The organism is Ruegeria sp. AM2, from assembly GCF_056540685.1.
Genome location: NZ_JBQFXE010000002.1, coordinates 1 through 14,741, shown reverse-complemented (window position 1 = coordinate 14,741; position 14,741 = coordinate 1). Strand labels below are relative to the sequence as shown.

Annotated in this window: 17 protein-coding genes; 9 read left to right on the top strand and 8 right to left on the bottom strand. The window is 58.8% G+C overall.

The window, feature by feature from the left end; all coding sequences use genetic code 11:
• Positions 1 to 248 precede the first annotated feature (248 nt).
• The 7 genes from ACR0CR_RS05650 to ACR0CR_RS05620 are packed head-to-tail and all read left to right on the top strand — an operon-like array spanning position 249 to position 6,746.
• Entirely contained in the window at positions 249 to 1,463 is a 1,215-nt protein-coding gene (locus tag ACR0CR_RS05650; protein ID WP_480597562.1) for a glycosyltransferase family protein, read from the top strand.
• Positions 1,460 to 2,710 carry a glycosyltransferase gene (locus ACR0CR_RS05645; RefSeq protein ID WP_480597560.1) on the top strand — a complete coding sequence of 417 codons (1,251 nt, stop codon included), beginning with the start codon at positions 1,460 to 1,462 and terminating at the stop codon, positions 2,708 to 2,710. The genes ACR0CR_RS05650 and ACR0CR_RS05645 overlap by 4 nt, the downstream gene beginning before the upstream one ends.
• Complete coding sequence (locus ACR0CR_RS05640; protein WP_480597558.1) at positions 2,707 to 3,783, top strand: glycosyltransferase family 4 protein; 1,077 nt, start codon at positions 2,707 to 2,709, stop codon at positions 3,781 to 3,783. The genes ACR0CR_RS05645 and ACR0CR_RS05640 overlap by 4 nt, the downstream gene beginning before the upstream one ends.
• Positions 3,780 to 4,364: a histidine phosphatase family protein gene (locus ACR0CR_RS05635; protein WP_480597557.1), complete on the top strand. Its 585-nt coding sequence runs from the start codon at positions 3,780 to 3,782 to the stop codon at positions 4,362 to 4,364. The genes ACR0CR_RS05640 and ACR0CR_RS05635 overlap by 4 nt, the downstream gene beginning before the upstream one ends.
• Positions 4,361 to 5,503: a glycosyltransferase family protein gene (locus ACR0CR_RS05630; RefSeq protein ID WP_480597555.1), complete on the top strand. Its 1,143-nt coding sequence runs from the start codon at positions 4,361 to 4,363 to the stop codon at positions 5,501 to 5,503. Before ACR0CR_RS05635 ends, ACR0CR_RS05630 begins: the two co-directional genes overlap by 4 nt.
• Positions 5,500 to 6,273, top strand: coding sequence for a polysaccharide deacetylase family protein (locus tag ACR0CR_RS05625; RefSeq protein WP_480597553.1), 774 nt, complete (start codon positions 5,500 to 5,502; stop codon positions 6,271 to 6,273). Before ACR0CR_RS05630 ends, ACR0CR_RS05625 begins: the two co-directional genes overlap by 4 nt.
• Complete coding sequence (locus ACR0CR_RS05620) at positions 6,270 to 6,746, top strand: class I SAM-dependent methyltransferase (RefSeq protein WP_480597552.1); 477 nt, start codon at positions 6,270 to 6,272, stop codon at positions 6,744 to 6,746. Before ACR0CR_RS05625 ends, ACR0CR_RS05620 begins: the two co-directional genes overlap by 4 nt.
• Here the strand turns inward: ACR0CR_RS05620 and ACR0CR_RS05615 are convergent, their stop codons facing one another.
• Entirely contained in the window at positions 6,747 to 7,889 is a 1,143-nt protein-coding gene (locus ACR0CR_RS05615; protein WP_480597550.1) for an alpha-D-ribose 1-methylphosphonate 5-triphosphate diphosphatase, read from the bottom strand. It lies immediately after the preceding gene.
• A 52-nt stretch (positions 7,890 to 7,941) separates the two neighbouring features.
• Here ACR0CR_RS05615 and ACR0CR_RS05610 point away from each other — a divergent pair, with 52 nt between their 5' ends.
• Positions 7,942 to 8,625: a DUF1045 domain-containing protein gene (locus tag ACR0CR_RS05610; RefSeq protein WP_480597548.1), complete on the top strand. Its 684-nt coding sequence runs from the start codon at positions 7,942 to 7,944 to the stop codon at positions 8,623 to 8,625.
• Here the strand turns inward: ACR0CR_RS05610 and phnN are convergent.
• The 7 genes from phnN to phnG all read right to left on the bottom strand — a co-directional run bounded on the left by phnN (position 8,607) and on the right by phnG (position 13,847).
• On the bottom strand, positions 8,607 to 9,155 hold the full coding sequence (gene phnN / locus ACR0CR_RS05605; RefSeq protein WP_480597546.1) for a phosphonate metabolism protein/1,5-bisphosphokinase (PRPP-forming) PhnN: 549 nt from the start codon (positions 9,153 to 9,155) through the stop codon (positions 8,607 to 8,609). The two genes, ACR0CR_RS05610 and phnN, sit on opposite strands and share 19 nt — an antisense overlap.
• Positions 9,152 to 9,835, bottom strand: coding sequence for a phosphonate C-P lyase system protein PhnL (gene phnL / locus ACR0CR_RS05600; RefSeq protein WP_480597544.1), 684 nt, complete (start codon positions 9,833 to 9,835; stop codon positions 9,152 to 9,154). The genes phnN and phnL overlap by 4 nt, the downstream gene beginning before the upstream one ends.
• A 3-nt stretch (positions 9,836 to 9,838) precedes the next feature.
• Positions 9,839 to 10,609: a phosphonate C-P lyase system protein PhnK gene (gene phnK / locus ACR0CR_RS05595; RefSeq protein WP_480597542.1), complete on the bottom strand. Its 771-nt coding sequence runs from the start codon at positions 10,607 to 10,609 to the stop codon at positions 9,839 to 9,841.
• The gene (locus ACR0CR_RS05590) at positions 10,606 to 11,466 is read right to left on the bottom strand and encodes an alpha-D-ribose 1-methylphosphonate 5-phosphate C-P-lyase PhnJ (RefSeq protein ID WP_480597541.1); all 861 of its coding nucleotides are present in this window, start codon (positions 11,464 to 11,466) and stop codon (positions 10,606 to 10,608) included. Before ACR0CR_RS05590 ends, phnK begins: the two co-directional genes overlap by 4 nt.
• A gap of 252 nt (positions 11,467 to 11,718) precedes the next feature.
• Positions 11,719 to 12,810 (bottom strand): carbon-phosphorus lyase complex subunit, encoded by a 1,092-nt coding sequence (locus tag ACR0CR_RS05585; RefSeq protein ID WP_480597539.1) that lies wholly within the window; start codon positions 12,808 to 12,810, stop codon positions 11,719 to 11,721.
• Positions 12,811 to 12,813: 3 nt separating this feature from the next.
• Positions 12,814 to 13,389 carry a phosphonate C-P lyase system protein PhnH gene (gene phnH / locus ACR0CR_RS05580; RefSeq protein ID WP_480597538.1) on the bottom strand — a complete coding sequence of 192 codons (576 nt, stop codon included), beginning with the start codon at positions 13,387 to 13,389 and terminating at the stop codon, positions 12,814 to 12,816.
• Positions 13,389 to 13,847 (bottom strand): phosphonate C-P lyase system protein PhnG, encoded by a 459-nt coding sequence (phnG, locus tag ACR0CR_RS05575; RefSeq protein ID WP_480597536.1) that lies wholly within the window; start codon positions 13,845 to 13,847, stop codon positions 13,389 to 13,391. The genes phnH and phnG overlap by 1 nt, the downstream gene beginning before the upstream one ends.
• 103 nt (positions 13,848 to 13,950) lie before the next feature.
• On the opposite strand from phnG, the gene phnF reads away from it, so the two are divergent.
• Positions 13,951 to 14,664 (top strand): phosphonate metabolism transcriptional regulator PhnF, encoded by a 714-nt coding sequence (gene phnF, locus ACR0CR_RS05570; protein WP_480597534.1) that lies wholly within the window; start codon positions 13,951 to 13,953, stop codon positions 14,662 to 14,664.
• Positions 14,665 to 14,741: the final 77 nt, after the last annotated feature.

The following is a 14,741-nucleotide window of genomic DNA, read 5'->3' as shown; positions in this document are numbered from 1 at the left end:
ATTTCAATCGAATTTGAATAAGACGCGGAATAGGAAAGTGAACCACGTCTCCGAGGGTTTCGGGCGGGCGGGAACGGCTCTGGTCCGCCGAGCGGCCAAGAACGGACAAACGCCGAGCGCTGTTGCCAAATCGCAAGTCCCGGCGCATTTGCGCCGAAAGGCAGCGCCTTTGGCATGCGGGGGCGAAATATGTAGGATAACCTATGCAAGCGCGCGGAATTGCATAGAAACCTGAAACGGGCAAAGGCATGAGCCTAGGGATCAACAACGACACACACAACCGCGCCTCGCGCATCCTGTTCTACAGCCATGACACATTCGGACTGGGCCACCTGCGCCGGTCCCGCGCGCTGGCGGCGGCAATTACGCAAGCTGACCCGGGTGCATCGGCGCTGATTCTGACCGGCTCGCCAGTGGCCGGACGGTTTACGTTCCCGCGCCGGGTTGATCATGTGCGCCTGCCCGGTGTGACCAAACGGGCAGACGGGTCATATGCGGCACGCACCTTTGGAGTCGGCATAGAAGAAGTGACCGAATTGCGATCGAGTCTGATCCAGACCTCGGTCGAGCAATTTGATCCCGACATTCTGATCGTTGACAAGGAACCCACGGGTTTCCGGGGTGAATTGCTGCCGACGCTGGAATATCTCGAAAACTCAAACCGCACCAAGCTGGTACTTGGGCTGCGCGACGTTCTGGACGAACCCGACGTTCTGGCCGCCGAGTGGGAGCGTAAGGACGCTATCAACGCGACCGAGCGCTTCTATGACGAGATCTGGGTCTACGGCTTGCGCTCGGTCTACGATCCAACCAAGGGTCTGCCGCTAAGCTCTGCCGCACAGGGGCGCATCCATTGGACTGGTTATCTGCGGCGCGACCTTGGACCCGTGGGTGAGCCGCCGGAACAGCCATACATTCTGATCACACCGGGTGGCGGTGGGGATGGCAAGGCGATGGTAAATTTGGTCCTGTCCGCCTACGAAAAGGATCCTACCCTGAACCCGCGCGCCGTTCTGGTGTATGGCCCGTTCTTGTCGGGTGAATCACGCGACGAGTTTGAAACTCGCGTTGCTGCCCTAAATGGCCGCGTGACCGCCGTCGGGTTCGAATCCCAGATAGAAACCCTGTTCGCCGGTGCCGCTGGCGTGGTTTGCATGGGTGGGTACAATACCTTTTGCGAAGTTTTGTCGTTCGACAAGCGCGCCGTGATTGTCCCGCGAACAACCCCGCGTCTAGAACAATGGATACGTGCGTCGCGGGCCGAAGACCTTGGACTGGTGCGTATGCTGGACGAACGCCGGGACGGGCTGACTGCGGACGCAGTCATCCGCGCCATCCGGGACCTGCCACAACAGCGCCTGCCGTCTCAGGCAATCGAGGCAGGGTTGCTGGACGGGCTGGACTATGTCACCCAGCGTATCGAAGTTCTCTTGGGTGATGAGCCGAAGCGGGCGACTGGATGACGACCCAAAACCCGAAGCTGGCAGTCGTGGTCAAAGGATGGCCGCGCCTGTCCGAGACGTTTATTGCACAAGAGTTGGTGGCCTTGCAGGATGCCGGCCACAGCTTTGACATCTGGTCTCTGCGCCACCCGACCGACAAGAAACGCCACCCGCTGCACGAGCGGTTTATGGGTGGTGTACACTACTTACCCGAATACCTGTATGACGAACCTCAGCGCGTATGGGCGGCGCGCAGTGCGGCCCAGTCCTTGCCCGGATACGCGCTTGCCTATGACATCTGGCGCAAAGACCTGCGCCGTGATCCAACCCACAACCGCATCCGACGGTTTGGGCAGGCATGCGTACTGGCCACCGAACTTCCCGATGAGACACATGCGCTTTACGCACATTTCCTGCACACGCCATCCTCTGTCGCGCGCTATGCGGCCATCATGCGTGATATTCCATGGAGCTTTTCAGCCCATGCCAAAGACATCTGGACCTCTCCGGAATGGGAAAAGCGTGAAAAGCTTCAAGATGAAACCCACGGTGCCGCGTTCGGCGCAACCTGTACGGCCGTTGGTGCAGACCACCTGCGGGGACTGGCCGACCGCCCCTCTCGTGTCGATTTGATCTACCATGGTCTTGACCTGTCACGCTTTCCGCAACCACCTGCAAGACAGGCGCGCAACACCGACAAGCCGTTCCAGATGCTCTCGGTCGGGCGGCTGGTTGAGAAGAAAGGATTCGACAGGCTGCTGCAGTCCTTTGCGAAACTGCCGAAGGGCTTGAACTGGCACTGGACCCATGTCGGTGGCGGAACGCTTGGGGATCGGCTGAAAGCGCGGGCTGTGGAATTACAATTGGCCGATCGCATCACATGGAAAGGCGCCTGCGACCAACCCGAAGTCATAGCCGAAATGCGACATGCAGATTTATTCGTTCTGCCAAGCCGGGTTGCCTCTGATGGAGACCGTGACGGCTTGCCCAATGTTCTGATGGAGGCCGCATCGCAACGCTTGCCCATTTTGTCTACTGCCGTCTCAGCGATCCCCGAATTCATCGAAAACGGTACACATGGCGTGTTGTCCGACGATGATCCGACCTCTCTTGCGGAAGCGATAGATTGGGTTGCGGCCAATCCAAATGCGGCCGCGCAGATGGCAGCCGCCGCTTACGACCGCTTGATAGCCGAGTTTCAGATGAATCCCGGCATCGCCCGTTTGTCACAGCGACTAAGCGCATTGTGCGAGGGTACTCGTTTATGACACGGGTGGCTTTCTATGCTCCGATGAAGTCGCCGGAAAGCCTTACCCCTTCAGGCGATCGTGAAATGGCGCGAAACCTTATGGCGGCAATTGGCGCGCGTGGAGATACGGTTGATCTGGTTTCCACACTGCGCATCTATGACAAGGCCGGAGATCCCACGGTTCAAGACGGCCTGCGCGCCCGGGCCAAAGCTGAAGTTGAACGTCTGACCAACGAACTGCCCGAAGATACAGCCGTCTGGGTGACGTATCACAACTACTACAAAGCGCCCGATCTATTGGGACCACAGATTTGCCGCGCCCGACAGATTCCATATGTGCAGTTGGAAAGCACGCGTGCGATGTCTCGTCTGTCCGGCCCATGGGCTGGTTTCGCGCAGGCGGCCCATCAGGCCTGTGACGCGGCATGTGTCATTTTTTATCATACGGCCAATGATCTGATCACTTTGGAACGCGAGCGTTTTGAACACCAGTCTCTGATCGAATTGCCGCCTTTTCTACCGATCTCGGACCTGCCGCACGCCTCTGACTGCGATGGCCCGATCTTGACGGTTGGAATGATGCGTTATGGGGACAAGCTCGGCTCTTATCGGATTCTGGCGGACATGCTGAGACATCTCAATGGTGATTGGGCGTTGCATATAGCGGGCGATGGTCCTGCCCGACCCGAGGTCGAGGACCTTATGGCCCCCTTTGGCGCGCGCGTCCGCTTTTTGGGACTGCTTGATGGCACCGATGTGGAGGAGGCCTATCAGAAAGCTTCGATGTTAGTCTGGCCCGGTGTGAACGAGGCTTATGGGATGGTTTACCTAGAGGCGCAGGCCCGGGGCTTGCCTGTCGTGGCGCAGGATCGACCCGGCGTCCGCGATGTCCTGTTGCCGTCGAACTACCCGTCTGTTGAGGCCGGACCCAAACGCCTCGCCCAAAGCGTCCAGCACTATCTGGACCACCCTGCCGTGCGGCGTGACATTGGCTTGCAGGCCCGTACTTACGTGGCCAACCGGCACATGATGCCTGCCGCCACCGACCGGTTTTGGGATGCCGTCACGCCGCTTATTGGGGACCAGCCATGACCAGACTGGCGCTTTTGCGGCACGGCCACACAGCGTGGAACCGGGCAGGACGCATTCAAGGCCGCAGCGACATCCCACTGGACGAGGCGGCGCAAGCCGAGTTGTCCGGCCAATGCCTGCCTGCACCTTGGGATAGCGCGCGTCTTTGGTCCAGCCCGCTCAGCCGAGCCTCAGAAACCGCTCGCTTGGTTTCGAGGCAGGAGCCGGAGACCTCAACAGCCTTGACCGAAATGAATTGGGGAGAATGGGAAGGCCAACGCGGCTCAGAGCTCATTCAGGACGAAGACAGCGGTTACAAGCATATAGAAGATTGGGGATGGGACTACCGCCCTCCTTTGGGTGAAAGCCCGGCTGAGGTTTGGGCAAGGTTGGCCCCTTGGCTGTCCGGGCTGCAAGGGGATAACCTCGCTGTCTGCCATATCGGGATCATGCGCGTCATACTGGCCAAAGCCACGGGTTGGGCGTTTTCAGGGCCGGCTCCGTTCAAAATCAAGCGAAACCGCTTGTACGTGGTTGATCTGGATGCCATGCGGGCCGAAACCGACCCGATACGTTTGCTTGTCCGGGGACGCTCCGAATGAAAGTCATGATTGTCGTCACGCACCTTTTGGGCACCGGGCATCTAAGCCGGGCGCTGACGCTGGGGCGCGCTTTCGGTGAACAAGGTCACGAGGTTTTGGTGGTCTCGGGTGGGATGCCAGCACCCCAATTGAACTCTGAGGGTATGACTCTGCTGGGGTTGCCACCTTTGCGTTCAGATGGCACCGATTTTGCGCGCCTGCTGAATCAGAGCGGAACGGTTGCCGACCAAGACTATCTGATGGCCAGGATAACTGCACTTGTAGAAGCGATTGCCAGCTTTGAACCGCATGTTTTGATTACCGAGCTTTTCCCCTTTGGGCGACGCTCATTGTCGGGTGAATTCCTTGCCCTTTTGGATGCCGCGAAAGCTATGGCCCAGCGACCAATCGTGCTGAGCTCTATTCGCGACATTCTTGCGCCGCCATCCAAACCCTCCAAGGCGGACCGCACAGACGAGATCATCGCTGATTGTTACGACGGGGTTCTGGTGCATTCAGATCCGGACGTCGTACCACTGGAAATCAGTTGGCCGGTATCGGACAGAATAGCTGGGCGGCTGCATTACACCGGTTTTGTTGCCCCGACTGCGCCTAAGCCGCATGAGGACAGTGTTGGGCAGGATGAGATCATCGTAAGCGCAGGCGGCGGATCGGTGGGGCAACCGATCTTTCGCGCGGCCATCGAGGCCGCCCGAAAGATGCCCAACAGGCGCTGGCGCCTGTTGGTGGGCGGACAGGATGCGGATGCGCGCATTCACGACTTTATGACACAGGCTGGCGATCTACGGATTGTCATCGAACCCGTCAGACCGGACTATCGCCAGATGCTGCCACTGGCGGCAGCTTCGGTCAGCATGTGCGGATACAATACAGCGATGGACCTGTTGCAGAGCGGAACGCCGGCCGTGCTGGTCCCTTTTGACGACGGCAAAGAGGTCGAGCAAGGGTTGCGCGCGCAAAGCCTGGCGCGAATGCCCGGCATCGAAATTTTAAAGAGTTCTGAGCTTGGCGGTCAGGCCTTGGCGGATGCCTTGAACATCGTGATTGCGGACGGCGGACGGGAACCATTGGCTAAGGGTTTCGATGGGGCGCAGAAGGCGGTTCAAATTACGGAACACTTGTTGAAGGCCCGACGATGACCGTGGATTGGAGCGCACTGAATGCCGAACTATCGGTTTGGAACGCTGCAGGTCTGACCCTGCCAATTTGGTGGCGTGATGATGACGCCGTCTCGGTCACGCCTGCGCTGCACCACCTGACTTCTTTGTCCGAAACCCTTGGGTTACCTGTGCATCTGGCCGTGATATCGCGGGATTTTACGCCCGACCTGACAGAGTTTGTACTCAACCACCCAAGTTTGACCCCCGTCGTCCACGGCTGGGGACACCAGAACCACGCCCCTGCAGATGAGAAAAAATCCGAGTTCCGTTTGCACAGACCGATGGGCGACATCCTGCGCGACGCGACTGCCGGGTTAACGCGGCTGACCACCGCGTTTAGCGATGAATTGAGACCGATGTTCGTGCCCCCTTGGAATCGTATCGCACCCGAGGTCGTTACGCAGCTGCCAACCATCGGATACCGCGTTCTGTCTACGGCTACGCCGCGCAAAGCCCGTCTTGCCGCGCCCGGCTTGCTTCAGGTAAACACACACCTCGATCCCATCGATTGGCGCGGGACACGGGGGTTGGCTGCGCTGGATAAACTGATCGGCCAAGTCACACAAATGCTGCGGGACCGCCGCGAAGGGCGTGCGGACAATGACGAACCCTTTGGCATTTTGACGCATCATCTGGTTCACACCGAGGACGTCTGGACCTTCACCCAAGACTTGATCCGCAGACTGCTGGACGGACCGGGACAGCCTTGGACTGCCCCCAGATCGAACGAAATAGGAGAGCCCGAATGAGCCGACTGGATTCCATGCTGCGCAGACTAACCGCGCAACGCGACGGTTTGAACTGGGCCGCGGCACAGATCGAAGGGCAAGAAGGCGACGTGTTGGATATGGGGCTAGGGAACGGCCGCACCTACGACCATCTGCGAGAAATTCTGTCGGACCGACGTATCTGGGTGATGGACCGGGTTCTGCAATGTCACCCGAACAGCACCCCTCCGGCCGAGAATTTTCTGCAAGGTGAGGCCGAACCGATGCTGGAAAAACTTGCTGCTTTCGGCCCAACAATTGCTATGGCGCATTATGACTTCGGACGCGGGATCAAAGAAGAAGACGTCGCTGAAGCCGCCCGTCTGAGCCCGTTGATCGCAAAAGTGATGCGCCCCAATGGGTTGCTAATCTCTGGCCAGCCGCTGGTGGGGTTTGAGCAAATTACCGGCCCCGAAACCATCGCTCCGGACCGGTACCTGTTCTATCGCGCCTGATCAGGCAACCCGCCGCCCGCGTGACCAGACCGCGTTCAGCGCCGGAACACCGGCCCCCATGCCAAAGCGAATCAGATCGGCACGCGTGCCGGTTCTGATTTCTCCACGGTCCTCCAACCCTGCGGCCAGCGCCGGTGCGAGCGTCACGGTTTCGATGCCGCGCGCCATGTTGCCCCACATCTCGCCCAGCATTGCAGCCGACAATAGCAGCGCCGAGGGCACATAGTCCGAGGACATGATGTCGAGATGGTCGATCTCGGCCAACTCGCTTGCGGCGACGTTTCCAGAATGCGACCCGCCCCGGATCAGGTTCGGCGCCCCCATCATCACCTTGATGTCATGGGTGCGGCAGGCTTGCGCCGCCTCGACCGTTGTCGGGAATTCTGCCAAGCGGATGCCGTGCCCAGCGGACACTTTAACCTGCGCTTCGGTCGTATCGTCGTGGCTGGCCAAAACGGCTCCGAACCGACGCGCGGCCTTGACCGTTTCGATCTCATGCTTTTCGCCGTTCCGGTCGCGCAGTCCCTTTAGTTGAGCGACATGCTGGAGGAACGTATCGTCGTCCATCGCATGTTTGCCCTTCATGTAGGCTTCGAGCTTTTCCATGTCGCGGAACTGCCGTTGGCCGGGGGTGTGGTCCATGATCGACACCAGTCCGACGCGGTCTTCGGGGCCGAATTCGTCCAGTTCCTCGACCAAAGTTTCGGAACACACCTCAGCCCGCAAATGCAGAAAGTGGCTTATCTTGAGCGCATCCTGTTCGCGCAATTGCCAAAGCTCCTGCGACAGGCCGCGGGCATATTTCAGATAGCGTCCTGCGCCCGACGGAATTGATCCCACACGCATTGCATCAAACACGGTTGTGATTCCAGTGCTCGCCAATTCCGCATCATGGGCGATGATCGCAGCCGTATGCGGCCAGTCGACCTTGGGGCGCGGCTGGATGTGCCGTTCCAGATTATCCGTGTGTAGTTCAACCAATCCCGGACTGACGTAATCGCCGTTGCAATTAATCGCTCCGGTCGGGACAGACGCACCTGTGTCGATATCCGCGATGGTCTCGCCGACAATTCGGACGCTGCCGGTAACGGTCTCGTCCCGCAGGACCACGGTGGCATTGGCAAGGATCAATTCTTCTGTCATCTGAACTTCACACGGTTTGAGCTATTGGAAGGCCACGCAATAGGAGGCCAATGTGACATTCACGCGATACGCGATCTATTATGCGCCACCCGCATCCGCCGAGTGGAGCAAATTCGCAACCCATTGGTTGGGCTGGGATATGGAGGCTGGGCAATCTGTACCGCACCCTGAGGTTGGCGGCGCAGACGTATCGTCTGTGACAGATGTTCCGCGCAAATACGGGTTGCATGCCACGATGAAGCCGCCGTTTCGTCTGCACCACGCACAGTCCTTTCCGGCATTGCAATCGGCCTGTGAGGCGCTTGGAAAAACGATGCCACCCGTTGAAATGGACGGTTTGGAGGTCGCTAAGCTTGGCCGATTTCTGGCCCTGCGCCCAGTTGGCGACATCGAAGTATTGAACGCTTTGGCTTCGGCTTGCGTGCGGGAGTTGGATGCGTTTCGCGCTCCCGCGACCGATGCCGAAATGGCCAAGCGCCGTGGCGCGGGGTTGTCGCCGGAACAGGACGCCAATCTGGTCCAATGGGGCTATCCCTATGTGCTGGGCTCGTTCCGCTTTCATATCACGCTCAGTGGTCGGCTGGACAAACCAACTCTTGGCGCTGTGCAGGACGTACTGCGCACCCGGCTTGACCCTCTGCTGCCCGCGCCGTTCACGATCGACGATCTGGCGCTGGTCGGAGAGGCTGAGGATGGGCGATTTCACTTGATCCAACGCTACGCCCTTTCCGGCTGAAGCTGCATAAGAATGGTGTCAACGGTGGTGCCCAGCGGCCCCGAGTTATCAACCTCAATTACCCGCTTCAACCCTTCCGGCAGTTGGGCTTTAGCCCGTCCAAGACGCCGCCTCTGCTCGGCCGCAGTTTCGCGTCCGCGCGTAGAGAGGCGTTGGGCCAGGACATCTGCGTCTGCGGTCAGAGAGACAACAATCAGGTCGCCAAATGCCTCTTGGGCGTGCAAAAGGATCGAACGGGACAAGTTCACCAGAACACCATCGGCAGATTGCCTGTAACTTTCGATCTCGCGTGGAATGCCATATAGCAGCCCATGGGCTGGCCAGTGCAAAGCAAATGCTCCTTGGTCCACCATGTTCTGAAACGTCTCACCCGAAACCCGGTCGAAATCCTCGCCCTCTTCGCCCTTGGGCCGCGTGATCACGCGCCGCATCTTGTGAATGCCCGTTGAGCGCGCGGCCAACGCCTCGATAACGCTGTCTTTGCCGACGCCCGAGGGGCCGACCACCGCTATGACCGGCGCAAGCGTCATGCGGCTAGGCCGGGGGTGAAATCGGACACGTTGACCTCGCGGTCACAGACGCGTTCGCGCGCACCAACGTCATGGAAAATACCGACAATCGCTGCACCGCGCGCCTTGGCTTCTTCGATCAGAGACAAAACCGTCTCACGATTCTGAACATCCAGCGATGCTGTGGGTTCGTCCAACAACATCGCTGGATAATCATGTGCAAAGCCACGCGCGATGTTCACACGTTGCTGCTCACCCCCGGAAAATGTCGTCGGACTCAGCGTCCAAAGGCGTTCCGGTATGTTCAACCGAGCCAGCAGCGCGGCCGCCTTGTCCAATGCCTTTTGTTTGTCCGTTCCGATGGCCAATAGAGGTTCCGCAACGACCTCCAGCGTCGGAACGCGAGGCACCACCCGCAGGAACTGACTGACGTAACCCAATGTCTGGCGCCGCAAGGCCAGAATTTCGCGCGGCTCTGCCCGGGCCACATCAAGACCACCGACAAGAACCTGACCAGAGGCCGCAAGATAGTTGCCGTAGATCACCCGCATCAGGGTGGACTTGCCCGCCCCGGACGCACCGGTCAGCGCAACACACTCGCCAGCCGCAATCTTGAGCGTTGCGCCTTCCATCACCGGGATCACCGCACTGCCCTGATTGTGCAGGGTGAAGCTTTTGCTGACATTTTTTAATTCAATCATCTTTCACACCTGCAAAACGCTCGAGACCAGCAACTGCGTATACGCGTGCTGCGGGTCGTCCAACACCTGATCGGTCAGGCCAGCCTCGACCACATTGCCGTCTTTCATCACCATCAACCGGTCCGCCAACAGGCGAACCACAGCCAGATCGTGGGTGACGATAATGGCGCTCAGTCCCATCTCACGCACCAACCCGCGCAGCAGATCCAATAGGCGCGCCTGAACCGAGACATCCAGGCCACCAGTAGGTTCGTCCATGAACACCAACCGCGGACCAGTCACCAGATTTCGTGCAATCTGCAGGCGTTGCTGCATTCCGCCGGAAAAGGCCGTGGGGCGGTCATCGACGCGGCTTTCGTCGATTTCGACCCGCCCAAGCCAGTCGATGGCCCGGTCGCGGATTTGGCCATAGTGGCGATCACCCACGGCCATCAACCGTTCGCCGATATTGCCACCTGCACTGACCGACATCCGCAATCCGTCGCGGGCGTGCTGATGGACAAAAGCCCAATCGGTGCGGCTGAGCATTCGGCGTGCAGGCTCGGACATGGTGACTGTGTCAACGGGACCCTCAGCACGCGTGTCAAATATCACCTGACCCGCATCTGGTTCCAAGTGGCCAGCCAGGCAATTCAACAGTGTCGACTTGCCCGAACCACTTTCGCCAACAATCCCCATCACTTCGCCGGGATAGAGATCAAAGCTTACGTCCGCGCATCCGATCCGCGCGCCATAGCGCTTTTCGATGCCTTTGACCTGCAACAACGGGGTCATGCCGCGTCCTCCTCGGCCAGACGGCCCTTGTGACCCGCCGCGCGGCGCGACCGGCAGTAATCGGTGTCCGAGCACACAAACATCCGGTTGCCCGCGTCATCCATGATGACTTCGTCCAGATAGCTGTCCTCGGCCCCGCACAGATCACAGGGGTGGTCTGCTTTGGTGGCTTCGAACGGGTAGTCTTTGAAATCCAGGCTGACGACTTGCGTGTATGGCGGCACCGCATAGATGCGTTGCTCGCGCCCGGCGCCGAACAATTGTATCGCGTCCATTTCAAGCTTTGGATTGTCAAACTTCGGGATCGGAGACGGGTCCATCACATATCGCCCCGAAACCTTCACCGGATAGGCATAAGAGGTCGAAATCGCCCCGTGCTGGCTGATATCTTCGTACAGCTTCACATGCATCAGCCCGTATTCTTCAAGGCTGTGCATCTTGCGCGTCTCAGTCTCGCGGGGCTCAAGAAAGCGTAAAGGTTCGGGGATCGGCACTTGATAAACCAAAATCTGGTCTTCGCGCAGCTTGGCCTCTGGAATACGGTGGCGTGTCTGGATGACGGTTGCCTTTTCGGTTTCCTCGGTCGTTTCAACCCCGGCGGTGTTTTCGAAAAACTTGCGGATCGACACTGCGTTGGTGGTGTCATCCGCCCCCTGATCGATGACCTTGAGCGTATCATCCGGTGTCAGCGACGCAGCCGAGACCTGTACCCCGCCCGTGCCCCAACCATAGGGCATCGGCATCTCACGACTGGCAAATGGCACCTGATATCCGGGAATCGCCAACCCCTTGAGAATAGCACGACGGATCATCCGCTTGGTCTGTTCGTCCAGATATGCGAAATTGTACTCATTCATTTCAGAGTACCTCTTTAAGTCTGGTGTTTTTATGGATTTTCTTGTGCTTGGAACGGTGTTGTTCGTTCTTTTGACCTATTATGTCTGGCGTAAATCCCATTCTATATGGCGCCGAAAGGCCATGCGCCGCGATGCGAACAGTCGATGGAATGCGGTTGAACCCTCCGAAATCGCAAGCGATGCGCGAAAAAGCGCCGACATCGCAGCAGATCACGGGCCCAGATCTTTGGATTGTTCGTTCGGTTCCAAAAATCATTCTGCGGCCTCCTTTGGTGTGATCCGTTCCTCAGCTTCGCGGCGCAGTTTGCGGACCAGTTCAAGCTCGGACTGAAAATCCACGTAATGAGGCAGCTTGATATGCTCCAGGAACCCCGTCGCCTGGATGTTGTCTGAATGGCTGAGGACGAATTCCTCGTCCTGAGCGGGCGCGCCCAGATTGTCCTCGCCCAGTTCCTCCCACCGCAAGGCTCGGTCGACCAAAGCCATCGCGATGGATTTCCGTTCGGATTGACCAAAGACCAGACCGTAGCCGCGCGTGAACTGCGGTGGTTCGGTTTTGGACCCTTTGAACTGGTTGACCGTTTCGCATTCGGTCAGTTCAACCTCGCCGATCTCGATGGCAAAGCCCAGTTCGGGAATGTCCATCTCGACCGCGACTTTTCCGATCCGCAACTCGCCGACAAATGCGTGGTTGCGCGCATAACCGCGCTGGGTGGAATAGGCCATGCCCAACACAAAACCCTCATCCCCTCGCGCCAGCGATTGCAAGCGCAGCGGACGGGTAGCCGGGAATTCCATAGGCTCACGCGTTAGATCTCCGGGGATCTGGTCGCTGGCGGGTTCGTCCTGAATGATGTCCTCACCTTTCAGAAACGCGGTGATATGCGGCATCGGTTCCTCACGCGGTTCGTTGGTCGCGGTGGGTGGAACTTCTCCCTCAGCCGCCAGTTTGAAATCCAACAAACGGTGCGTGTAGTCAAAAGTCGGACCCAGCACCTGCCCGCCCGGCGCATCCTTAAAGGTGGCCGAGATACGACGATCACAGATCATTTCGCCTGTTTCCACCGGGTTTGAATAGCCAAAGCGCGGCAGCGTCGTGCGATAGGCACGGATCAGAAAGATCGCCTCGATCAGATCGCCTCGCGCCTGTTTGATCGCCAGAGCGGCCAGATCGGGATCAAACAAGGACCCCTCGGCCATAACCCGATTGACGGCAAGGCTGAGTTGCTCGCGGATCTGCGCGATGCTCAGTTCGGCGACATCCGCGCACCCTCGACGTTCTTCAGCCAGCCAGGCATGGGCGTTTTCGATGGCTTTTTCGCCCCCTTTGACGGCAACATACATCGTCTAACCCTCTGCGCTGATCTGCGTGCTGCGCGGCAGGGCCGCAACTTTTTCACCGCAGGTAAAGAAGAAATCGCATCCCAACGGATACAGCGCCGCATTGGCCTGAAATGCTGAGATGTCGGGCAAAGGCAGATGCGCCACAGTTTTGATGCCTGGACCGCTAAGCGCGACACCTGCCTGACCCAGATCGTCACATTCGACGATCAAAGTGGCGGACCGGTCCGGATACTCCGGCGTGCCGATGCGATATGCTGACAAAGGCTGCAATGCGCCCCACGTTCCAACAGCGAAATCCGCATCAGCCGCGCCAGAGATCGGCGCGCTGGTGTGAAAGGTCAGCCATTGGCGGACTGCATCGGTGTCCGCCTCTCCGGCCAAATATACCTTCGTGTCCGGGTCGCACAGGGTCAGCAACAATGTGCCTGCTGCTATCGAGAGCGGCCTGGGCGGCTGAGCGCCGGACAATTCGCGGACTTCCCCCGGACGTGCCATCACCGTCATGGCGGCGCGAAAAGCGTGTGCCGCATCGATTGGAGCATCCAGAAACCCACCTGAAAATTGCGTCTGGGCATTCATCAGTCTTCCCCCCGGACCATTGTGAAGAACTCAACCTTCGTCGCGGCAGCCTTGGCGGCGCGCGCAGTTTGCGCGGCTTGAAGTTTGGATTTCAGAGGAGCAATCACCTGCGCTTTGACCGCGGTTGCTTTTGCAGTTTGCATCAAAGCGTCGATCAGCGCCGCAGCTTCGACTTTGGCCTTGGAACGCCCCTGAACGTAACCGTGACCGACAGTCCCGTCATTAAGCACCAAGGAACAGCGCGTGACGGTCATTTCGCCCAGGTTGAAGGGTGCGCCGGTCGCGCCGGTACGTCCTCGCACCATCACGCCGCCGATCTCTGGTTTGCGCAGCCATTCAAATTCCGGTGTCTCACCAAGTTTCTGCCATTGCGCCAACAACAATTCTTCCGGAGCGCGGGCCAAAACGCCCATCCACTCCTGCCGCGCTGCGCTGTCGATGTTTGTCTGTTCTTCCATCAAAGCCTCTTGGCCAGGTTGTCTACATGAACTATACAACTAGACAAATATTACACATATCAAGAGCGACCCGCAATCCGCGACTCTGTGAAAGTTTGGTGACATGAGCAAAACACCCGTCTGGAAAAGCATTGCCCTCAGCCTGACCTCGGACATTGCCGAGGGGCGATATGACACTGGTGATCGACTACCAACCGAGGCGCAGCTGGCCGCCTCATTTGGCGTCAACAGACACACTGTACGCCGAGCTCTGTCTCAAATGGCCGAAGAAGGGTTGGTGCGCGCCCGGCGGGGTGCAGGCGTGTTTGTCGCTTCACGACCCACTGATTATGCAATTGGGAAAAGAGTCAGGTATCACAAAAGCATATCGGCGAATGGGAAAATTCCGGGCAAGAAAATACTCGCATTGACCACGCGGACAGCAGACGATGCCGAGGCGGAGGCCTTGGACCTGAATGTGGGCGACGTCGTGCATGTCTACGACGGCTTGTCATTGGCGGACGGTCAACCAATTGGCGTGTTTCAGAGCGTGTTTCCCGGCGATCGCCTTCCGGGCATCCTGAACGCGTTGAACGAAACGCGATCGGTTACCAATGCACTGCGGCGATGCGGCATTGAGGACTACACACGCGTTTGGACGCGTCTAACGGCGCGGGCGGCGACAGCAACACAGGCGCTGCATCTGCAACTGATCGAAGGCGCGCCAGTCCTCCAGTCGATCGGCATAAACGCGGACCCCAACGGTATTCCGGTCGAATACGGCCGCACCGTTTTTGCCGGTGAACGTGTGACACTGACGCTGAACGAGGGCAATTGACCCGGTATGCTCCCGCCCGTCTTCGACCTCCTGGCGGAGGCCTCATCCCGTTGGGCATAGCGCCGCGCACAGCGCGG